Genomic DNA, 20446 nt, shown 5'->3' on the forward strand with positions numbered 1-20446 from the left:
GCAGCGATGCGGGGCCCCTTTGAGTTTTGGGACTTTTGGAAATCAACTTTGTTGGAGTGACTATGACGATCAAGATTGGTATCAACGGCTTCGGCCGCATCGGCCGCAACGTGCTGCGCTCGGCCCTCCAGAACTTCAGCGACATCGAAGTCGTGGGCATCAACGACCTGCTGGAGCCTGACTACCTGGCGTACATGCTGCAGTACGACTCGGTGCACGGCCGCTTCAAGGGCACCGTGGCGGTGGAAGGCAACACGCTGATCGTCAACGGCAAGAAGATCCGCCTGACGCAAGAGCGCGACCCCGCCAACCTGAAGTGGAACGAAGTGGGCGCCGACGTGGTGATCGAGTCCACCGGCCTGTTCCTGGACAAGGTCTCGGCGCAGAAGCACATCGACGCCGGCGCCAAGAAGGTCATCCTGTCGGCCCCCTCCAAGGACGACACGCCCATGTTCGTGTTCGGCGTGAACCACAGCACCTACGCCGGCCAGGCCATCATCTCCAATGCATCGTGCACCACCAACTGCCTGGCTCCCGTGGCCAAGGTGCTTCATGATAAGTGGGGCATCAAGCGCGGCCTGATGACCACCGTGCACGCCGCCACCGCCACGCAGAAGACCGTGGACGGCCCGTCCAACAAGGACTGGCGCGGCGGCCGCGGCATTCTGGAAAACATCATCCCCAGCAGCACCGGCGCTGCCAAGGCCGTGGGCGTGGTGATTCCGGCCCTGAACAAGAAGCTGACCGGCATGTCCTTCCGCGTGCCCACTTCCGACGTGTCGGTGGTGGACCTGACGGTGGAACTGGACAAGGCCGCCACCTACGATGAAATCAAGGCCGAGATGAAGGCCCAGTCCGAAGGCGCCCTGAAGGGCGTGCTGGGCTACACCGAGGACAAGGTGGTGGCCACCGACTTCCGCGGCGACACCCGCACCTCGATCTTCGATGCCGACGCCGGCATCGCGCTGGACGGCACGTTCGTCAAGGTCGTGAGCTGGTACGACAACGAATGGGGCTACTCCAACAAGTGCCTGGAAATGGTGCGCGTGGTTTCCAAGTGATCCCGGGGCCGGCCCGCGCCGGCTCCCCAGGCCTGCAGCGTGGTGGGCCACCGGCGCCACCGTGCGCACGCTGCGGCCCCTTTTGCATGAAGATGAAGAAAGAAGCGCTCGGGTCCCACTGAACCAGCCCGCCAGGGCCTGCCAGCACGGCCCCGAGCAACTACCCTGTTCAAGCCGGTCGCCTGTCCCCAGGCACCGGCTTCTTTTTTTGGCGGCCCGGTGCGCCCTTTACACGGGCGCCGCAGGCGGCGCCGCCGCGCTCCCCGGAGCCGCCGTGGCCCCGCCGGCCGCAGCATCTGTCGCGGCCGTGCGCAGCGGCTCGGGCACGCTCGCCACGTGCACGGTCTGGGTCGGGAAGGCAAACTGCACGCCCCGGTCCCGGAACTCGCGCAACAGCGCCAGATTGATGGCCTGCTGGCGGTCCATGTAGACGTTGAAGCTCGCGTCCTCCACGATGTACACCACCTCGTAGTCGAGCGAGCTGGCGCCGAACGCCTTGAAATGGGCGCGGTCAAAGCGCAGCTGCGGCAGGCCTTCAATGACGCGCCGCACCACGTCCGGAATGGCCGCCACCTGCTCCGCGGGGGTATCGAAGGCCACGCCAAAGGTGAAGACGATGCGCCGCTCGCGCATGGGCCGGTAGTTGCTGATGGTCTGCTTGAGCAAATCGGTGTTGGACATCACCACCTCTTCGCCCTGCAGGCTGCGGATGCGCGTGGTCTTGAGGCCGATCATCTGCACCGTGCCCGCCACGTTGCCCACCACCACAAAATCGCCCACCTGGAACGGCTTGTCCACCGCAATGGCCAGCGACGCAAACAGGTCTCCCAGGATGTTCTGCACGGCCAGCGCTACGGCAATGCCCCCCACCCCCAGGCTGGCGATGAAGGCCGTGATGTTGACCCCCAGGTTCGACAGGATGGCCAGGAGGATCACGCTCCACAGCAGGGTGCGCAAGCCCCAGGACATCAACGTGGCCGAGGCGCCGACCTGCGTCATGCCGCTGGAGCCGTGGCGCGCGAGGTAGTGGCGCACGCCAATGCCGATGGCCCGCATGCCCCACAGGCCCATCTGCAGCGCCACCGCCACGAACCACAGCTGGCTCAGCCGGCTCTCCCACCGGCCCGGCAGGTCCAGAAAACTGGCGCCCACCAGCAGCGCCACCACCAGCATCAGCAAGCGGCTGGTGCCCTCCAGCACATCCACCACCGTGGCCGCCACGCCGCTGTGCGACTGCCCGGCCCAATGGCGGGCGCGGTGGGTCAGCAAGCCCAGCACCAGCAGGATGACCGCATACGTCGCCACCGTGGCCACCAACGCGACCAGCAGGGTCCACAACGGAATCCCGAGAACAAACGTCGAACGAATCCAGTCCAGGAAGGCGGAATCCTGCATGCGGCCAATACTCCTTGGGGTGCTTGGTGGGGTGGTAGGGTGGGTCCGCCCGGCCGAGCGACCGGGCTTTGCAAGCGTGCCACGGCCGCGCGGCGCGCGCCGTAGGACACCGCCGCGCAGGGCCGGGCACCTCGCCCCGGCAAACCTTCGTAAGAACCCGCCCACCTCCAAACCCGGGCCGTGCCTACGCACGCTGCGGCGCCAGTGTTCCCACAATTCAGGCACCTTTGGAAAGCCCGCACCCCGGGCTTGCCCCTCGGGGCCGTGCCGCTTTGCGGCGGCACCACGCCCCGCCGATCCATTGCCCAAGGAGTGTTACCACCATGCAACCGTCCGCCCCATTCCGCACCGCGGCCGCAGCCCTGGCGCTGGGCACGCTGGCCGCCTGCGCGTCCGCACCGGCCCCCACCGAGCAGATGGCATTGGCCCGCACCACCGTGACGCGTGTGGCGGCCGCCCCGGCCACTGCCGCCACGGCCCCCACCGATCTGCAACGTGCGCAGGAAAAGCTCATCCAGGCCGAGAAGGCCATGGCCCAGCAGGACTACCGCATGGCGCGGCGGCTGGCGGCCGAGGCCGAAGTGGATGCACGCGTCGCCGAAACCCGCACCGACGCCGCCCGCAATGCCACCAACCTCGCCCAGGTGCAGGACAGCATCCGCGCCCTGCAGGAAGAGATCCAGCGCCGCTCGCCACGCTGAAGGCGCCACCCGCCGCTTTGCCCCCCGTGCACCTGCCCGCTGCCCGCCGGCAGGCATTTCAAAGGAACACCGCCATGCATTCCCTGATCCACCGAACCACCACCCTGTGCGCCAGCCTGATTGCCGTGGGCCTGCTGGCCGCCTGCGCCAGCACCCCGCCCTCCGCCGCGCTGGAGCAGGCCCGTGCGGCCGTGAGCGCCACGGCGGGAGACCCCGTCGTGAACCAGTACGCCCCCGTGGAACTCAAGGACGCCACGGATGCGCTGGCCCGTGCCGAACGCCAGTGGGCGGACGACCGCGACGTGGCCGAGACGGACCACCTGTCCTACCTGGCCCGCCAGCGCGCCGAGATCGCGGCCAATGCGGCCCGGGCACGGCAGCTGGACGCCAGCATTCAGCAGGCGGGCAGCGAGGCCGACCGTATCCGCCTGCAGGCCCGCGCGCTGGAGGCCGACCAGGCCCGGCTGCGCGCCCAGCAGGCCCAGGCGCAAGCGCTGAGCGCCGAGCAGCGCGCGGCGCAACAGCAGGCCGCGGCCCAGGCGGCGCAGGCCCAGGCTGCCGCCGCACAGGACCGCGTGCGGGCGCTGGAGGCGCAGCTGCGCGACATGGAGGCCCGGCAGACCGAACGCGGGCTGCTGGTAACGCTGGGCGATGTCCTGTTTGCCTTCAACAAGGCCGAACTCACGGCCCAGGCCGCGCCCCGGCTGGACAAGCTGGCCAGCTTTCTGCAGCAGTTCCCGGACCGCCGGCTGCTCATCGAGGGGTACACGGACAGCGTGGGCTCGGACAGCTACAACCAGGATTTGTCGGACCGGCGCGCCCAATCAGTGCGCGACGCGCTGGTCCAGCGCGGCGTGAACAGCAACCGCATCACCGTGCGCGGCTACGGCAAGGCCTACCCGGTGGCGGACAACGCCTCGCCCGAAGGCCGCGCGATGAACCGCCGCGTGGAGATCGTGATTGCCGACGAGCAGGGAACGCTGCGGGGGCGGTAGCCACCGTCCCCGGGTCGCTCGCTCGGGCGGGCACTGCCGCGCCCTGCGCAGCCCTGCTGGGCAGGCCGCTCAGCCCTGCGGCGCAGCGTCTTCGAAGTTCTCGGTATCCACTTCGCTGGCGTTCTGCGCGTTGTAGCGGGGGCCCACCACCGTGCGTTCATTGATCAGCGCGTTCAGGCGCGCCAGGGTGGCGGCGTCCAGCCGCACGTTCACGGCCCCCAGGTCGTCGTGCAGGTGCTCCACGCGCGTGGTGCCCGGGATGGGAATGATGTGCTCGCCCCGGTGCAGCAGCCAGGCCAGCGCCAGCTGGGCGGGCGTGCAGCCCACGTCGCGCGCCACCTGCAGGTACCCGTCCAGCAGCTGCAGGTTGGCGGCATAGGCCTGCGGAGCAAAACGCGGCATGGCGCGGCGAATGTCCTTGGCATCCAGCGTGGCCACGTCGCGCAGCTCGCCGCACAGAAAGCCCCGCGCCACGGGGCTGAAGGCCACGAAGGCCACGCCCAGTGCGCGGCAGGCGTCCAGCACCGCGATCTCGGGGTTGCGCGTCCACAGCGAATATTCGGTCTGCACGGCGGCAATCGGATGCACCGCATGCGCACGGCGCAGCGTGGCGGCCGAAACCTCCGACAGACCGATGCTGCGGATCTTGCCTGCGCGCACCAGGTCGGCCAGCGCGCCGACGCTGTCCTCGATGGGCACCTGCCGGTCCCAGCGGTGCAGGTAGTACAGGTCGATGACGTCCGTCTGCAGGCGGCGCAGGCTGTCCTCACAGGTCTGGCGCAGGGTCGCGGGGCGGCCGTCGATCACGCGCACCAGCTTGCCGTCGCCGTTCACGTCCACGCCCTGCATGCCGCATTTGCTGGCCAGGGTGAAGCGGTGGCGGTGCGGCTTCATCACGCGGCCCACCAGGGTTTCATTGGCGCCAAAGCCGTAGAGCGTGGCGGTGTCGAACAGCGTCACGCCCGCATCGAGCGCGGCCAGCAGCACGCGCTCGCCCTGTTCGGGGCTGACGGGGGCGCCGTAGGCGTGGCTGAGGTTCATGCAGCCCAGGCCGATGGCGCTGACGGAAAAGGGGCCTAAGGTTCGGGTGTTCATGGCAAGGATTGTGCCGCGATGGCGCGGCCTGTGTGGCCCTGCGGGCGCCCCTGCGCCGCCGTCCACTCCGGCAGGGGCGCGGCGCGGTGCAGCACGTCGTTGTGCAGCCACAGCGCACTGCGGCGCGCACGCGCGGCCACCACGTCCAGCGGCAGCTGCTGGTAGTCGTCGTTGAAGACCTCGAAGCTGTAGTCGCCCCGGTAGCCGATGCGGTCCAGCCGCAGCACCAGGTCGGCCAGCTGCTCGCTGTGCACGCCCTCGCCGGGAAACACGCGGAAGGTGCGGGCCGTGGTCATGCGGTCCTCGAACGTGGGGGTTTCGTTCCACATGAAGTCCGACAGCTGCACCAGGAAGATGCGCGCGGGGTCGATCTCGGCCAGCGCCGCCAGGGGCGTCTGGGCGGCAAAGATATGGAACGAGTCCAGCCCCACCCCCAGGTTGGGGCAGTCGGCGCGGCACACCACATCCCAGCCGCTGGTGAACTCGTTGATGGTGCGGCCCCAGGAGAGGCCTTCGTAGGCCACGCGGATGCCGAACGGTATGGCCAGCATCGCGAGCTTGCGCAAGTCCCGCGCGATCGCGTCCCGGTCTTCCGTGGCGTGGCGCGAGGTGGACGAGCAGGCCAGCAGCACCCGGCTGCCGGTGGCCGCGCACATCTCCAGCATGGCCTTGGCAATATCGACCTTGTAGTGGTGCAGGTGGCCGGACAGGCCTTCAAAGTCACGCAGCACCTGGAACCCCGTCGGGCGCATGCCGCTGGCGCGCACGGCCTCGGCCGCGGCCGGCACGCCGCCGGGGTGGCCCACCAGGTCGCGCGCGCTCAGCATCACCTGGCTGAAGCCCGCGCGCCGCATGGCGTCCAGCTTGGCCTCCAGCGGGCCGGCCAGGGTGATGGTGTCCATGCCGTACCCGGCCAGGGCGCCTGCGCTCATCATCACGGCCTCCTCACGCATCCTGGTGCACCAGCTCAAAGGCCACCGACTCCAGCGCCGTGCGCGTGAGGGCGCCGCGGTCTTCAGGGTGCAGCCGGTGGGACTCCACGAACTCCACGCCGCGGGCCTTGAGGGCCGCCACGGCGGCGCCAACATCGGGGGTGCCGAACCCGATGCGCTGCAGGCACTCCGGCGTGGCGTCGTGCTCCAGGCCCGCGTCGGGCTCGATCAGCTGCCACAGGAAGCGCCCGCAGGGGCTGCGCATCAGCTTGCCCTTGGGCAGGATGCCAAAGCGTTCCTCGTCCGGCAGCAGCCGGAAGTCGAACATGTGCTCGTAGTAGGCGATCCAGTCCGCCGCGCGGTCGCAGCCGATGTACTGGACGACCCCGAAATACCCCAGGCCCGCCACGGCTGGCGGGTGCGGGTCCACCGTCGGGATGGGCGTGAAGTCGATGTCGTAGATGGAAAACTCCTGCCACCGGTCCACGAAATAGAAGCGGCTGGCACCCGGCCCGTGGATGGCCGGGATGTGCAGCTCCATGGCCTGCGCGTGGCTGGCCACGGCCCAGGCGCCCAGTTCCAGGCAGCGCCGGTGGGCCTGCAGCGCGTCCCGCACCCGCAGCGCCACGGCGGACAGCACGGGATGGCCGTCCACCGTCGCGCTCACGCGGGCATCGTCGGGGTTGGCGTTCACCACCAAGTTCATGCTGCCCTGGCGGTACAGCGTGACTTCGCGCGAGCGGTGGCGCGCCACGGGGCGAAACCCCATGCGCTCGAGCACCTGGCCGAGCGCCTGCGGGCGGCTGGTGGCGTATTCGATGAACTCGATGCCCTCGATGCCCAGGCGGTTGGGCAGGTCGGGGACCTCTTCGCGGTGCGATGAATTCACGGGCATTCCTTCCAAAGGGGCTTTGCTTTGCGTCAGGCGTCCAGGCGGGCCAGTGCCCGCAGCTGCTCGGGGGTGGCCACGGGCAGGCCGAAGTACTCCAGGTAGGCGGGGATCTGCTCGAACAGCATGTCCGAGCCCACCTGCACGCGGCAGCCCCGCGCCTGCGCGGCCTGCAGGAAGGCGGTCATTTCGGCGCGCATCACCACCTCGCCGACGAAGGTGCCCGGCTGCAGGCGGTCCACGTCCAGCGGCAGGGGGTCGCCTTCGTGCATGCCCAGCGGCGTGGCGTTCACCACCAGTTCCATGCCGGCCGGGTCCCGCGTGCCGGTGGCCACGGCCAGGCCGGGGTAGCAGGCCTTCAGCCGCTGGGCCAGGCCGTCGGCCGAGGCGCTGTTCACGTCGAACAGCTGCAGCCGCGCCACGCCCGCCGCCGCCAGGGAGGCCGCGATGGCCGACCCCACGCCGCCCGTGCCCACCACCAGCGCACTCGCCCCCTGCAGCAGCAGGCCCTTGCGGCCCACGCCGCGCACAAAGCCCTCGCCATCGAACAGATCGCCCTGCAAGCGGCCCTGCGCATCGCGCCGCACGGCGTTGCACGCGCCCGCAATGCGCACGGCCGGGCTCGCCTCGTCCAGCAAGGCCACGGTCGTGACCTTGTGGGGCATGGTGATCAGCGCCCCCTGGATGTTGGCCAGGCGGAACACCGAGCGCAGCAGGTCCGGGTAGTCCTGCGCCTGGCACCCCATGGGAACCACCACCGAATCGATGCCGGCGTGCTCGAAATAGGGGTTGTAGATCATCGGCGACTTGAACGTGAACGTGGGGTAGCCGATGTGGGCGATGAGGGAAGTCGTGCCGCGGATCATGGATTGGCCAGAAGGGATCGGTGAAGGAGCGGCGCGGGCCGGGGCCCGCGCCGCAGCGGTGTCATTTGCGCAGCGAGTCCAGCGCGGCCTGCAGCTCCTTGACGGTGTCCGCGATGGGCGCGCCGTGCTTCTCGATCACGGGCTTCATGCGCTCGCGCAGCTTGGCGGTTTCCGCGGGCGAGAACTCGGTGATCTGCATGCCGGCCTTGCGCAGCTCGTCCACGCTGCCGCTGGCTTGCTCGCGCGTCAGCTGGCGCTGGAACTTGCCGGCCTCCACGGCGGCGTCCTGCAGCACCTTGCGCTCGGCGGCGTTCAGCCCGTCCCAGACCTTCTTGCTGAAGATGACGGACTGCGGGTTGTACTGGTGGTTGGTCAGCGTGAGGTACTTCTGCACCTCGGAGAACTTGTTGGCCTGGATGACGCTGATGGGGTTTTCCTGCCCGTCCACGGCCTTTTGCTCCAGCGCCGCATAGAGCTCGGGGAAGGCCAGGGGCGTCGGGTTGGCGTCCAGCGCCTTCACCCAGTCGATGTTGATCGGGTTGGGGATCACGCGCAGCTTCAGCCCCGCGATGTCCTCGACCTTGGTGACGGGGCGGCGGCCGTTGGTCAGCTGGCGAAAACCCAGCTCCCAATAGGCCAGGCCCACGATGCCCTTGTCCTGCAGCTTCGCGTGCAGCTTCTGGCCGAAGGGGCCGTCCACCACGGCATCGGCCTCTTTCGCGTTGGCGAACATGAACGGGAAGTCGTAGACCACGAACTCCTTCACCTGGGCCGCGAGGATGCCCGAGTTCAGCACCACCATCTCGATGGTGCCGCCTTGCAGGGCGCTCACGTTGGCCGCGTCACCGCCCAGCGTGCCGCCCGGGAACACATTCACCTTCAGCTTGCCGCCGGAGCGTGCCGCCACGATCTCGGCAAACTTTTCCGCGCCGCTGGCCAGGGGGTGGCCCTTGGGGTTCTGCAAGGCGAGCTTGAACGATCGCTCACGGAGGTCCTGCGCCGCGGCGAGGCCGACGGCGCCGACGGCCAGGGCGGCAATGAGGGTCTTGAGAAGAAGGCGTTTCATGCGTTGTCTCCGGGGGTTGGAAATCGGGGGAAGCGGGGGGCAGCGTCAATAGAACCAGCGCGCGGGCACCATCACCAGCTGCGGGAAGGCGACCATCAGGAACATCACCACGAACTGCGCCACCATGAAGGGCATGACGCCGCGGGTGACTTCGTCCATGCTGACCTTGCCCACCCCAGCCACGGTATTGAGCACCGTGCCCACCGGGGGCGTGATCAGCCCGATGGCGTTGTTGATGATGAACAGCACCCCGAAGTACACCGGGTCGATGCCGGCCGCCTTGACCACCGGCATCAGCACCGGCGTGAGCAGCAGGATGGTGGGCGTCATGTCCAGCGCCGTGCCCACGACCATCACCAGCACCATGATCGCCAGCATCAGCACGCGGGGGTTGTCCAGCAGGGGCTGCAGCAGCACGACCACCTGCGCGGGCAGCTGGGCCACCGTGATGAGCCAGGCGGACACCATGGCCGCAGCCACCAGGAACATGACCACTGCGCTGGTCTTGCCCGCGCTGATGAACAGGCGGCGCAGGTCGCGCAGGCCGATTTCGCGGTACACCAGGGTGGACACGAGCAGCGCGTACACCGCGGCCACAACGGCCGCCTCGGTGGGCGTGAAGATGCCGAACTTCAGGCCGAACACCACGATCACCGGCAGCACGAGGGCCCACGTCGCCTGCCGCAGGGCCTGCAGCACCTCGGTGCGGGTCTTCCGGGGCGCGGGGGCCACCGGCTCGCGCCGTGCAATCCACCACCAGGTGCCCCACAGGGACACAGCCAGCAGCACGCCGGGGAAGATGCCTGCAAGGAACAGCTTGGAGATGGAGACGTTGGCGGCCACGCCAAAGATCACGAAGCCGATGCTGGGGGGAATGACGGGCGCGATGATGCTGGCCGCCGAGATCAGCCCCGCGGAGCGGGCCCGGTCGTGCCCCGCGGCCACCATCATCGGGAGCAGCAAGGCGCCCAGGGCGGCGGCGTCCGCCACCGCCGAGCCGGACAGCGCGGCCATGATCACGGCCGCGACGATGGCGACATAGCCCAGCCCACCCGGAATGTGCCCGACCAGGGCCATGGCGAACTGCACGATGCGGCGCGACAGGCCGCCGGCATTCATCAGTTCGCCCGCGAGCATGAAGAACGGCACGGCCAGCAGCGGAAAGCTGTCCGCCCCGTTGATGAGGTTCTGCGCCAGGATCTGCGCGTCAAACAGGTCCAGGTGCCACATCAGCGCGGCGCCGCAGATCAGCAGGGAAAAGGCGATGGGGATGCCCAGCGCCATGGCGCCCAGCAGCGATCCGAGAAAAATGGCCAGTGTCATGGGGAATCTCCGGTGCGGGCTCAGCGCGGATCCGCGCCGTCGGCATGGGGGCGCTCTTCGCTTTCCTGGAACATCTGCAACTCGTCCGCCGACAGTTCGCCCCGCAGCAGGCGCACCAGATCGCGCAACAGGATCAAGGCAGCCAGCACGGCGAACACCACACCGCAGGCATAGAACAGCGCCACCGGCACCTCCATGACCGCGCTGGCCGTCTCCCGGTTGATTTGAGTCTGCTCCAGCGCACCGCGGAACACGAGCCAGCAGACCCCCAGCATGGCCACGTAGGACAGCCCCAGGCACAGCTTGCGGCCCAGCGGACCCAGGCGCCCCACCAGCATGTCGGAGCCCAGGTGTGCGCGCTCGTGCAGCGCCACGACGGCCCCAAGGAAAGTCAGCCACACGAACAGCCAGCGCGAGAGCTCTTCCGACACGCTGATGCCGGAATTGAATACATAGCGCAGCACCACGTTGCCGAACACGAGAACGACCATCACAGCCAGCATGGCCGCGATCATCTGGTCGATCAGCCAGCACATGCGCGCAATCACTTGGTTCATGAAATTGCCTCCGGTTCGTAATGTACGAACTGGTTAGTTTCTACGCATTCGCGTTTTTCCCTATCTGCAGGGCAGCGCAGGTTCTACCAGTTATGCCGGGTTGGAATGGCGCACGAAGCGCAGCACCATGTCGACCACGCTTTGGCGGCGCACGGCCCGTTGGGCGGGCGTGAGGGTGCTGCGCTTGAAGATCATGTCGAACGTGTACTGGTTGGACACGTTGAAGAAGCTCAGGGCCGAGATGGAGGCATGGATATCGATGGCGTCCAGCCCCGCGCGGAACACCCCCTGCGCCACGCCCCGGTCGTAGAGGTCCTGGATGGCCTGGATGGCCGGAACGTTCAGCTCCTGGATCATCTTGCTGCGCGCCAGGTACTGGCCGCGCTGCATGTTCTCCGTCATCACCAGGCGGATGAAGTCCTGGTGGTCGAGGTGGTGGTCGAAGGTGAACCCCACGAGCGCGGCCATGGCCGCCTCGGGCGTCAGGTCTTCCAGGTGCAGCTGCGACTCGATGGCGCGCATGCGGCGGTACGCCTCCTCCAGCACGGCGAGGTACAGACCTTCCTTGCTACCGAAGTAGTAGTAGATCATCCGCTTGCTGGTGTGGGTGGCGTCCGCGATCGCGTCAATGCGCGCTCCGTCCAGCCCCTTGGCGGCGAACTCGGCCGTGGCCACCTCCAGGATGCCGGCCATCGTGCGTTCGGGGTCGTTGGTGCGGGTGGTCGCACGCTTCGGCGACGACTTCCGCGCGCTGGCGCGCGTTGCTGGCCCATGTACCGTCTGGTTCATTCGTGAAGTATAGGCGGCACCTGGACGGCGCCCCGACCGGAATGCACGGCGGAGCGGGCCTGGGGCAGGGGACGGCTGGAATTTCCAAGACAACCGGTCTAATATCGCGCCATGGAGACATTGGCAGCCCGTGCCCCCCGCCGCGGTCGGCCGCCCCGCCCGCGGGCCGGCCTCGCGGACACGCGCGAGCTGCTCTTGCGTGCGGGGCTGGAGACCTTGACCGAGAAGGGCTTTGCCGCCGCCGGCCTCGAGACCATCCTGGTCCGCGCGGGCGTTCCCAAAGGGTCGTTCTACCATTACTTCGACAGCAAGGAAGCCTTCGGCCTGGCGCTCATCGCGCGCTACGGCGACTTCTTCGCCCGCAAGCTGGACCGGCACCTCTGCAACCCGGCGCTGACGCCGCTGGCGCGGATGCACACCTTCGTGGACGACGCGAAGGCGGGCATGGCGCGCTTCGGCTACCGGCGCGGCTGCCTGATCGGCAACCTGGGACAGGAAATGGGCGCGCTGCCCGAGAGCTTTCGCGCGCAGCTGCAGGCCACGTTCGCCGACTGGCAGCGCCGCCTGGCCGCCTGCCTGGCCCAGGCACAGCAGGCCGGCGAGCTGGCCCCGGCCGTGGACGTGCAGCAGGTCGCGGCATTTTTCTGGATCGGCTGGGAGGGTGCGGTGCTGCGCTCCAAGCTCGAACAGAGCCCGGAGCCGCTGGACGTCTTTGCCCGCTTCTTCTTCGCCGGCTTCAACGCCCGGTAGCTCCGCCCTCGCCCTTCCTTCCCCATCCTTCCCCGCCGTTTCCGAACCCACCTGGAGAGACCCCGCAGATGTTCCAAGCCCTTCTGATCGAGAAAGACGACACAGGCTACCGCGCGGCCGTGCGCAGCCTCGACGACGCGCAGCTGCCGCCGGGCGACGTGACGGTGCGCGTCAGCCATTCCACGCTCAACTACAAGGATGCCCTCGCCCTCACCGGCAAAGCGCCGGTGGTGCGCAAATTCCCCATGGTGCCGGGCATTGACCTGGCCGGCGTGGTGGAAAGCAGCGCGCACCCGGACTACCAGCCCGGGGACGCGGTGCTGCTCAACGGCTGGGGCGTGGGAGAAACCCACTGGGGCGGGTTGGCGCAGAAAGCGCGGCTTCAGGGCGACTGGCTGATTCCCTTGCCCGCCGCGTTCACGCCGCAGCAGGCCATGGCCATCGGCACCGCCGGCTACACCGCCATGCTGTGCGTGATGGCGCTGGAGCGGTACGGCGTGCGGCCCGCCGACGGTGAAGTGCTGGTCACCGGCGCGGCCGGCGGCGTCGGCAGCGTGGCGGTCGCCCTGCTGGCCCGGCTGGGGTACACGGTGGTGGCCGCGACCGGACGGCCGCACGACGCGGCCTACCTGCAGCGCCTGGGTGCCGCCGAGGTGCTGGACCGCGCCCAGTTCACCGGCCCCGGCAAGCCGCTGGGCAAGGAGCGCTGGGCGGGCGCGGTGGACGTGGTGGGCAGCCAGGTGCTGGCCAACGTGTGCGCCACGATGAAATACCGCGGCGTGGTGACGGCCTGCGGCCTGGCCGGCGGCATGGACCTGCCGGCCACGGTGGCGCCCTTCATCCTGCGCGGGGTGACGCTCGCCGGCATCGACAGCGTGATGTGCCCCCGCGCAGACCGGCTGCAGGCCTGGCAGCGGCTGGCCAGCGATCTCGATCTCGACCGGCTGGGCGACATCAGCCGCACCGTCGGGCTGCAAGAAGCCCTGGTCCTGGCGCCGCAGCTGCTCAGCGGCCAGGTCCGCGGCCGCATTGTGGTGGACGTGAACCCATGACCGCCGCGCCGATGGAACCCGCATTCCAGGATCTCTACGCCGACCGGTTCAGCCACTGCTACGGCTGCGGCCGGCTCAACCCGCAGGGGCACCAGCTCAAGAGCCGCTGGAACGGCGACGACGAGACCGTGGCGCGCTACACGCCCCGCCCCGAATACAGCGGCGGCGTGCCCGGCCATGTGTACGGCGGCCTCATTGCCTCGCTGCTCGACTGCCACGGCACCGCTTCGGCGGCCGCCTTTGCCCGGCGCGCCGAAGGCCCGGAAGCGGCCGGCGCTGCGGGCGTGCAGCCCCGCGGGCGGTACGTGACGGCCTCGCTCAAGGTGGACTTCAAGCGCCCCACCCCCATGGGCACCGAGCTGCTCATCACCGGACGCCTGCGTGCCATCGAAGGCCGCAAGGTCTGGATCGACCTGGCGCTCAGCGCCGGCGGCGAGGTGTGCGCGCAGGCAGAGATGCTGGCGCTGCGCCTGCAGGAGTGAACGGCCGCCACACCGGCTGCCCCATCGGCTGAAGGAAAATGGCGCCCTCTCCTCGTGGGCTGCCCCGCACCATGGCCACCTCCCCTGCTTCTTCCTCCGCACCTCCTGACTCACCGCCCTCGCCGCCCTCGCACACGCCGCTGCGGCGCATTCCGCCCGCGATCTGGGTGCTGGGCCTGGTGAGCATGCTGATGGACATCTCCTCCGAGATGATCCACAGCCTGCTGCCGCTGTTCATGGTGGGCACCCTGGGCGCCAGCGCGCTCACGGTGGGCGTGATCGAAGGGCTGGCCGAATCCACGGCGCTGATCGTCAAGGTGTTTTCCGGCGCGTTGAGCGACTACCTGGGCAAGCGCAAGGGCCTGGCCGTGTTCGGCTACGCGCTGGGCGCGCTGACCAAGCCGCTGTTTGCGCTGGCGCCGGGCACCGGCATCGTGCTCACGGCACGGCTGCTCGACCGCGTGGGCAAGGGCGTGCGCGGCGCGCCGCGCGACGCGCTGGTGGCCGACATCGCGCCACCCGAGATGCGGGGCGCGGCCTTCGGCCTGCGGCAGTCGCTGGACACGGTGGGCGCCTTTCTCGGGCCGCTGCTGGCCGTGGGGCTGATGCTGTGGTGGGCCAACGATTTCCGCGCCGTGTTCTGGGTGGCGGTGATTCCCGGCCTGCTGGCCGTGGCGCTGCTGCTGTGGTGCGTGCGCGAGCCCGAGCGCGCCACCGGTGCGCCACGCACCAACCCGATCCGGCGCGACAACCTGCGGCGCTTGAGCGGCGCCTACTGGTGGGTGGTGGGCGTGGGTGCCGTCTTCACGCTGGCGCGCTTCAGCGAGGCCTTCCTCGTGCTGCGCGCGCAGCAAAGCGGCATCGCCGTGGCCCTGGTGCCGCTGGTGATGGTGGCCATGAACCTGGTGTACGCCGCATCGGCCTACCCGTTTGGCAAGCTGTCCGACCGCATGCAGCACAAGACACTGCTGGCCTGGGGCCTGGTGGTGCTCATCGCGGCCGATCTGGTGCTGGCGGCGGACGGCCACTGGACCACCGTGCTGGCCGGCGTGGCGCTGTGGGGCGTGCACATGGGCATGACGCAGGGCCTGCTGGCCACCATGGTGGCGGACACGGCTCCGGCCGACCTGCGCGGCACAGCCTATGGCTTCTTCAACCTGGTGAGCGGCGTGGCCATGCTGCTGGCCAGTGTGGTGGCAGGGCTGCTGTGGGACCGGCTGGGCGCGTCGTTCACGTTCTACGCCGGGGCGGTTTTCAGCGTGCTGGCGCTGCTGGGGCTGTGGGCGAGGAAGTCCTGACGGACAGCACTCACGCGGCAGCAGAGCCCTTCGCCGGAGGGCGTTTCGCCCACAGATCGATGCGCTGGCCTGCCGCGCAGGCGGCGAGCAGTTCCGCAAACCGCGCCTCCCGGGTGGCGTCCCGCTTGGCAGACAGGACCCAGTGCAGCATGCTCTTGCGGTAGCTGGGCGGCGTGGATTCCTGAAAGAAGCGCCACGCGGCCTTGTTGCGCTGGAAGGCGCGCTGCAGGGGCGCCGGCAGCTCGGCCGCAGCCGGCTGCTCGTGCGAGTAGATGACCGACTTGTGGGCCTGGCGGTGCGCAAAGGCCGCCAGCCCCGCAGGCGTCATGCGGCCCGCTGCCTGCAGCTGCTCCACCTTGGCGATGTTGACCGCGCTCCAGATCGAGGAAGGCTTGCGCGGAGTGAAGCGGATCGAATACGTGTGCTCGTCAATGCGCCGCCGCACGCCGTCGATCCAGCCGAAGCACAGGGCTTCATCCACCGATTCCGACCAGCCCATGCTGGGGCGGCCCGAACCGACTTTGTGAAAGCCCACCAGCAGCTCCTGCGCGCTGGCCGCGTGGCGCTCCAGCCACCGGCGGAAGGCTTGCGGAGTGGCAAAGAAGGTAGGCGGGGTCTGCTGGGTCATGGCGGTGCTGCAAGCCTGCTGTTGTCTTGCGTTTTCCGGCCGGCCGCAACTGCGGGTGCGCCGGTCAGCCCACCACCGCGTCGTGCGCTTGCTCGGCGCGGGGCCCCAGCGGCAGCACGCAAAGCGCCACCCCGTCGAGCGTGAGCACCAGCCCCAGCTGCCCGCCCACCTGCACCACGCCACCCACCGTGGCCGGGGCGAGCGCGGCATGCGGCGGCGCGTGTTGCACCGAGCGGTGCACCGCCTGCGCACTGACGGGCGGCTGGCGCAGCAGCCCCCAGAGGGCCTGCGGGTCCCGCGATTGCAGCGCCTGCAGGTACAGGCGCAGCACGCCAGGGTCGGGGCTTCGGGGTGCATCGCACCCATCGCCCTCACTGCCGTTGCGGGGGCCGTGTGCCGCCGACCGCAGACGCTGCAACGCGCGGCGCAGCTGCTGGCGGCTGGCCGCTTCGGTGCGACCACTGGCCTGCGCGAGTTCGGCATGGCTGGCGTCGAACACCGCATGCAGCAGCACCGCAGCGCCCTCCGCCGGCGCCACGCTCGCGGCCAGCCGCCGCAGCGCCCATGTGGCCTGCTGCGCCAGGGCCGCATCGGCCTCCGCCGAGGGGGCGGCCCTGCCGGCCGCGTCCCCCTGTGCCGCCTGGGCCGCTTCCGCCAGCCACTGCGCCATCCACTGGCGCCGCCGCAGCCGGTCGATGGCCAGGTTGCGCACCACTGTCAGCAGCCAGGCCTGCGCCGCATTGAGCGCCGGGGTTCGGGCCTCCAGCGCACGCACATATGCGTCCTGCACGGCGTCCTCGGCCTCGGCCGGGCCCAGCAGGCGCGTGGCGGCGCGCAGCAGGGTGCTGCGGCTGGCATTCATCAGCGCCATCCGGTGTTCATCGTTCTGCATCGCGGCATGGTGCCACAGGCGGGAGCCGACCGCACGTCGACAGGGGAAGACCGGCAAGAAGTGATCGCGCCAGTCAACTTTCCCTGCGCCGTGCCGATAACCATGCATGCAAATTGCCAGCACGACATCCACCACCGGCCAGATTTCTTCCTCCAGCGGCAGCAGCGACATCGCCAAGCTGCAAAAGCAGCTGCGCGAGCTGACCGAGGAACTCAAGGGCGTGGCCAGCTCCGACATGGATGCCAAGGCCAAGCAACAGAAAGCCAAGGTGCTGCAGGCCCAGATTCAGATGGTGCAAGCCCAGATTACGGCGATACAGCGCGCGCAGCAGCAAGAGCAGCAACGGGCCCAGGCCGCAAAGGCCGAAGGCGCGGCGGCCAGCGCTGCGCAGCAGCAGAAGGCCTCGTCGGCGAAGCATCAACCCGCTGGGCTGGGCAACAACGTCGATACCTACGCCTGACCTGCGCCCACCGGGGTGGACGGCCGCTCGGCATGGGCTCCGAGGCGCGGCGCGCTGCCCGAGCATTGCCCCGGGGGCGGCGCGTGGCAGCGGGCTGGCGAGAGCGGGGCATGTCACGCGCGGTGCGGCTCGTTCGTCATGGCAGTCCTGTCACTCTCTGCAAGGACTTGCCGTCTTATGGACACGCCAGACAACCCCGCACTCCCTTCCGGGCCCAGCCCCAGCACCGAGCCCCGCACCTCGTACCTGGAAGAAAAAGCCTTCAAGGCCCGCACCCTGTTGGTCTTCGGCACCATCACCGACACCCTGGCCGCCGATGTGGCGCGGCGGCTGATTGCGCTGGATGCCGACAGCGCCGAACCCATCGACCTGCTGGTCAGCTCGCCCGGCGGGCATTTGGAATCGGGCGACACCCTGCACGACCTGGTGCGCTTCATCGCCGCGCCGGTCAACATGATTGGCACCGGCTGGGTGGGCAGCGCGGCCACGCACCTGTACCTGGCGGCGCCGCGTGAGCGGCGGGTGTGCCTGCCCAACACCCGCTTTCTAATCCACCAGCCCAGCGGCGGGGCCGGCGGCCCGGCCAGCGACATCGCCATCCAGGCCCGCGAGATCGTGAAGGCGCGCGAGCGCATTGCGCGCACCATCGCCCGCCAGACGGGCAAGCCGCTGGAGATGGTACTGGCCGACATCGAACGCGACCGCTGGCTGTCGGCCGAAGAGGCGGTGGACTACGGGCTGGTGTCGCGCATCATCGAGCACAAGGCGCAGCTGCGATAAGGATGTGACGCCCGATTTTCACTACTAAATTGATAGCTACTAGCGCTTTATGGGAAAGCGCTAGCAGCCAATTTGGCTTGAATCTCAGCCGTTCAGCTGTTGCTCCAACTGGTTCAGCACCTGGTAGCACGGCAGCACCTGCGCCACGCTGGCGTTGGGCTCGCGGCCTTCCCGGATGGCGGCGAAGAACTCGCGGTCCTGCAGCTCGATGCCGTTCATCGACACATCCACCTGGCTCACGTCGATCTTCTCTTCCTTGCCGTTCACCAGATCGTCGTAGCGCGCGATGTAGGTGGCGGTGTCGCCGATGTAGCGGAAGAAGGTGCCCAGCGGGCCGTCGTTGTTGAAGCTCAAGGAGAGCGTGCAGATCGCGCCGTTGGCGGCCTTCAGCTGGATGCTCATGTCCATGGCGATGCCCAGGTCCTTTTGGATGGGGCCCTGGATGGCGTTGGCTTTGACGATGGGGCTGCCGGCCTGGTAGGCGAACAGGTCCACCGTGTGGGCGGCGTGGTGCCACAGCAGGTGATCCGTCCAGCTGCGGGGCTGGCCCAGCGCGTTCATGTTGGTGCGGCGGAAGAAGTAGGTCTGCACATCCATCTGCTGGATGTTGAACTCGCCCGCAGTGATCTTCTTGTGCACGTACTGGTGGCTGGGGTTGAAGCGGCGCGTGTGGCCGCACATGGCCACCAGGCCGGTCTGCTTTTGCAGGGCGACGACCTTCTCGCCATCGGCCAGCACGTCGCACAGCGGGATCTCGACCTGCACGTGCTTGCCGGCTTCCATGCAGGCGATCGACTGGCTGGCGTGCATCTGCGTGGGCGTGCACAGGATCACGGCGTCCACTTCCTTGATGGCCAGGCTGTCGGCCAGGTCGGTGGTGACGTGCTTGATGCCGTACTTGTCGGCCACTTCCTGGGTCTTGGCCAGATCGCGGCTGATGAGGGAGACGACTTCGACGCCGTCGATATTCTTGATGCCGTCCAGGTGCTTGATGCCGAAGGCACCAGCGCCGGCGAGTGCGACTTTGATGGTCATGGTCGGTTGTTCCTTAGCTTATTTATTGGTTCTCAAGAATCAGGTGCCCCACCGCCGTATTGCTGGCAGGCACATGGAAAAAGCGGTGCGCCACCTTGGGCGCGGGGCCGGTGCCGGCCACGTCGCTCATGGCGCCGCGAGCGATCAGCCACATCACCAGCTCGATGCCTTCGCTGCCGGCTTCGCGCACGTATTCGATGTGCGGCACCTTGGCCAATTCGGCGGGCTCGGCGATGAGGCGGTCGAGGAATTGGTTGTCCCATTCCTTGTTGATGAGGCCCGCGCGCGGGCCCTGCAGCTGGTGGCTCATGCCGCCCGTGCCCCAGATCTGCACCTTCAGCGGCGCATCGAACGATTCGATGGCGCGGCGGATGGCCTGGCCGAGCTGGAAGCAGCGCTGCCCCGAGGGCACGGGGTACTGCACCACGTTGACGGCGAACGGGATGACCTTGACGGGCCAGGCCTCGGGCGAACCGAAGAGCAGGTTCATCGGCACGGTCAGGCCGTGGTCCACCTGCAGTTCGTTGACGATGGTGAGGTCAAAGTCCTGCTGGATGACCGACTGCGCGATGTGCGAGGCCAGCTCGGGGTGCCCCATCACCTTGGGCACGGGGCGCGGGCCATAGCCCTCGTCGGCGGGCTCGAACTCGGCCGCCGTGCCGATGGCAAAGGTGGGAATCATGCCGAGGTCAAAGCTGGTGGCGTGGTCGTTGTAGACCAGGAAGACCACGTCGGGGCGGTTTTCCTCCATCCATTTCTTGGACGGCTCGTAGCCCGCAAACAGCGGCTGCCAGTACGGCTCGCCGGTCTTGCCCAGGTCGATGGCGGCACCGATGGCGGGCACGTGCGAGGTGTAGACGGAGGCCGTGATGCGCGCGTGGCCGGCCGTTGCATCCGCCCCGGCCGTCTGGCGCGCGGCGTGGTCGCCCAGGATCTGCGCGGCCAGGGCTTCCTGGTGGGTCAGCTCCCATTCCTTCCAGGCCTCGGACTGCGCGGCGGGGCCTTGCGCATTGCCGCTTTCGCCGGCATAGCGGTTGCCCTCGGGGCTGCGGCCGCCCGCGATCATCATGTCGCGGTAGGCGTGTTCGCTCATGCCGGTCATGCTGCCTGCCATCTGCTGGAACGAGAGGCCGTCCGTCGCGCCCAGCTTGGCCAGAAAGTAGATGTTGCCGCCCGTGCGCATGGCCCAGTTCAGGTCGCGCGCGCGCACCGCCGCCTTCTGCTCGTCGGTCATGGGCCATTCGGCCAGGTAGGCGTCTTCGTCGGCCTTGAAGCGCGCGCGGTTCTCGGCCTTCATCAGGCTCATGCAGAACTGGTTGAGCCAATAGCCCTTGCGGCTCTGGTCGGCGTCGAAGATGGTCGTGCCGGGCACGTCCTTGTACGGTTTGTCCAGGGCCATG

General features: G+C 68.8%; 22 protein-coding genes and 1 pseudogene. 9 read left to right on the forward strand and 14 right to left on the reverse strand.

Features of this window, described 5'->3' with window-relative positions:
* Positions 1 to 62: 62 nt before the first annotated feature.
* Complete coding sequence (gene gap, locus LWW96_RS16390) at positions 63 to 1061, forward strand: type I glyceraldehyde-3-phosphate dehydrogenase (RefSeq protein ID WP_291488852.1); 999 nt, start codon at positions 63 to 65, stop codon at positions 1059 to 1061.
* Between the two features lie 228 nt (positions 1062 to 1289).
* Here gap and LWW96_RS16395 read toward each other — a convergent pair whose 3' ends face one another.
* On the reverse strand, positions 1290 to 2456 hold the full coding sequence (locus tag LWW96_RS16395) for a mechanosensitive ion channel family protein (protein WP_291488854.1): 1167 nt from the start codon (positions 2454 to 2456) through the stop codon (positions 1290 to 1292).
* 323 nt (positions 2457 to 2779) lie between these two features.
* Here LWW96_RS16395 and LWW96_RS16400 point away from each other — a divergent pair, with 323 nt between their 5' ends.
* Both LWW96_RS16400 and LWW96_RS16405 read left to right on the forward strand, forming a co-directional pair.
* The gene (locus tag LWW96_RS16400) at positions 2780 to 3157 is read left to right on the forward strand and encodes a DUF4398 domain-containing protein (RefSeq protein ID WP_291488856.1); all 378 of its coding nucleotides are present in this window, start codon (positions 2780 to 2782) and stop codon (positions 3155 to 3157) included.
* Positions 3158 to 3231: 74 nt separating this feature from the next.
* On the forward strand, positions 3232 to 4152 hold the full coding sequence (locus tag LWW96_RS16405; protein WP_291488858.1) for an OmpA family protein: 921 nt from the start codon (positions 3232 to 3234) through the stop codon (positions 4150 to 4152).
* A 69-nt stretch (positions 4153 to 4221) separates the two neighbouring features.
* Here the strand turns inward: LWW96_RS16405 and LWW96_RS16410 are convergent, their stop codons facing one another.
* From LWW96_RS16410 to LWW96_RS16445, 8 genes are all read right to left on the reverse strand, one after another.
* Entirely contained in the window at positions 4222 to 5247 is a 1026-nt protein-coding gene (locus tag LWW96_RS16410) for an aldo/keto reductase (RefSeq protein WP_291488860.1), read from the reverse strand.
* Positions 5244 to 6179, reverse strand: a complete 936-nt coding sequence (locus tag LWW96_RS16415) for a sugar phosphate isomerase/epimerase family protein (RefSeq protein WP_291488861.1) — start codon at positions 6177 to 6179, stop codon at positions 5244 to 5246. The genes LWW96_RS16410 and LWW96_RS16415 overlap by 4 nt, the downstream gene beginning before the upstream one ends.
* Positions 6180 to 6192: 13 nt before the next feature.
* The gene (locus LWW96_RS16420) at positions 6193 to 7074 is read right to left on the reverse strand and encodes a VOC family protein (RefSeq protein ID WP_291488862.1); all 882 of its coding nucleotides are present in this window, start codon (positions 7072 to 7074) and stop codon (positions 6193 to 6195) included.
* A gap of 26 nt (positions 7075 to 7100) precedes the next feature.
* Entirely contained in the window at positions 7101 to 7934 is an 834-nt protein-coding gene (locus tag LWW96_RS16425; RefSeq protein ID WP_291488863.1) for a shikimate dehydrogenase, read from the reverse strand.
* Positions 7935 to 7995: 61 nt separating this feature from the next.
* Positions 7996 to 9000, reverse strand: a complete 1005-nt coding sequence (locus tag LWW96_RS16430; protein WP_291488864.1) for a TRAP transporter substrate-binding protein — start codon at positions 8998 to 9000, stop codon at positions 7996 to 7998.
* A 45-nt stretch (positions 9001 to 9045) separates the two neighbouring features.
* Positions 9046 to 10323 carry a TRAP transporter large permease subunit gene (locus tag LWW96_RS16435; RefSeq protein ID WP_291488866.1) on the reverse strand — a complete coding sequence of 426 codons (1278 nt, stop codon included), beginning with the start codon at positions 10321 to 10323 and terminating at the stop codon, positions 9046 to 9048.
* A 20-nt stretch (positions 10324 to 10343) separates the two neighbouring features.
* Positions 10344 to 10880, reverse strand: a complete 537-nt coding sequence (locus LWW96_RS16440; RefSeq protein WP_291488868.1) for a TRAP transporter small permease — start codon at positions 10878 to 10880, stop codon at positions 10344 to 10346.
* Positions 10881 to 10970: 90 nt separating this feature from the next.
* Positions 10971 to 11669, reverse strand: coding sequence for a TetR/AcrR family transcriptional regulator (locus LWW96_RS16445; RefSeq protein WP_291488870.1), 699 nt, complete (start codon positions 11667 to 11669; stop codon positions 10971 to 10973).
* A 111-nt stretch (positions 11670 to 11780) separates the two neighbouring features.
* Here LWW96_RS16445 and LWW96_RS16450 point away from each other — a divergent pair, with 111 nt between their 5' ends.
* The 4 genes from LWW96_RS16450 to LWW96_RS16465 all read left to right on the forward strand — a co-directional run bounded on the left by LWW96_RS16450 (position 11781) and on the right by LWW96_RS16465 (position 15251).
* Positions 11781 to 12419, forward strand: coding sequence for a TetR/AcrR family transcriptional regulator (locus tag LWW96_RS16450; protein ID WP_291488872.1), 639 nt, complete (start codon positions 11781 to 11783; stop codon positions 12417 to 12419).
* 68 nt (positions 12420 to 12487) lie between these two features.
* A complete protein-coding gene (locus LWW96_RS16455) occupies positions 12488 to 13471 on the forward strand; it encodes an MDR family oxidoreductase (protein WP_291488874.1) in 984 nt (327 codons plus the stop codon).
* Positions 13468 to 13953 carry a PaaI family thioesterase gene (locus LWW96_RS16460; protein ID WP_291488876.1) on the forward strand — a complete coding sequence of 162 codons (486 nt, stop codon included), beginning with the start codon at positions 13468 to 13470 and terminating at the stop codon, positions 13951 to 13953. Before LWW96_RS16455 ends, LWW96_RS16460 begins: the two co-directional genes overlap by 4 nt.
* A 185-nt stretch (positions 13954 to 14138) precedes the next feature.
* Positions 14139 to 15251 (forward strand): MFS transporter, encoded by a 1113-nt coding sequence (locus tag LWW96_RS16465; RefSeq protein WP_291488929.1) that lies wholly within the window; start codon positions 14139 to 14141, stop codon positions 15249 to 15251.
* Positions 15252 to 15261: 10 nt separating this feature from the next.
* On the opposite strand, the gene LWW96_RS16470 is transcribed toward LWW96_RS16465, so the two are convergent.
* Both LWW96_RS16470 and LWW96_RS16475 read right to left on the reverse strand, forming a co-directional pair.
* Positions 15262 to 15879 (reverse strand): YdeI/OmpD-associated family protein, encoded by a 618-nt coding sequence (locus LWW96_RS16470; protein WP_291488878.1) that lies wholly within the window; start codon positions 15877 to 15879, stop codon positions 15262 to 15264.
* 64 nt (positions 15880 to 15943) lie between these two features.
* Positions 15944 to 16771, reverse strand: a complete 828-nt coding sequence (locus LWW96_RS16475) for a sigma-70 family RNA polymerase sigma factor (protein WP_291488880.1) — start codon at positions 16769 to 16771, stop codon at positions 15944 to 15946.
* A 106-nt stretch (positions 16772 to 16877) separates the two neighbouring features.
* Here LWW96_RS16475 and LWW96_RS16480 point away from each other — a divergent pair, with 106 nt between their 5' ends.
* Together LWW96_RS16480 and LWW96_RS16485 are read left to right on the forward strand one after the other, a co-directional pair.
* Positions 16878 to 17231, forward strand: coding sequence for a FlxA-like family protein (locus tag LWW96_RS16480; protein WP_291488882.1), 354 nt, complete (start codon positions 16878 to 16880; stop codon positions 17229 to 17231).
* A 177-nt stretch (positions 17232 to 17408) separates the two neighbouring features.
* Positions 17409 to 18011, forward strand: a complete 603-nt coding sequence (locus tag LWW96_RS16485) for an ATP-dependent Clp protease proteolytic subunit (protein WP_291488884.1) — start codon at positions 17409 to 17411, stop codon at positions 18009 to 18011.
* An 84-nt stretch (positions 18012 to 18095) separates the two neighbouring features.
* Here LWW96_RS16485 and LWW96_RS16490 read toward each other — a convergent pair whose 3' ends face one another.
* The 3 genes and pseudogenes from LWW96_RS16490 to ligA all read right to left on the reverse strand — a co-directional run.
* The gene (locus LWW96_RS16490) at positions 18096 to 19046 is read right to left on the reverse strand and encodes a Gfo/Idh/MocA family oxidoreductase (RefSeq protein WP_291488886.1); all 951 of its coding nucleotides are present in this window, start codon (positions 19044 to 19046) and stop codon (positions 18096 to 18098) included.
* Positions 19047 to 19068: 22 nt separating this feature from the next.
* On the reverse strand, positions 19069 to 19977 hold the full coding sequence (locus LWW96_RS16495) for a class III extradiol dioxygenase subunit beta (RefSeq protein ID WP_291488931.1): 909 nt from the start codon (positions 19975 to 19977) through the stop codon (positions 19069 to 19071).
* A 99-nt stretch (positions 19978 to 20076) separates the two neighbouring features.
* Positions 20077 to 20445: pseudogene (gene ligA, locus LWW96_RS16500) on the reverse strand (protocatechuate 4,5-dioxygenase subunit alpha); the annotation flags it as partial.
* Position 20446 lies beyond the last annotated feature (1 nt).

Origin of the sequence: Acidovorax sp. (assembly GCF_021287135.1) — a bacterium.
In the GTDB taxonomy this organism is placed as follows: domain Bacteria; phylum Pseudomonadota; class Gammaproteobacteria; order Burkholderiales; family Burkholderiaceae_C; genus Acidovorax.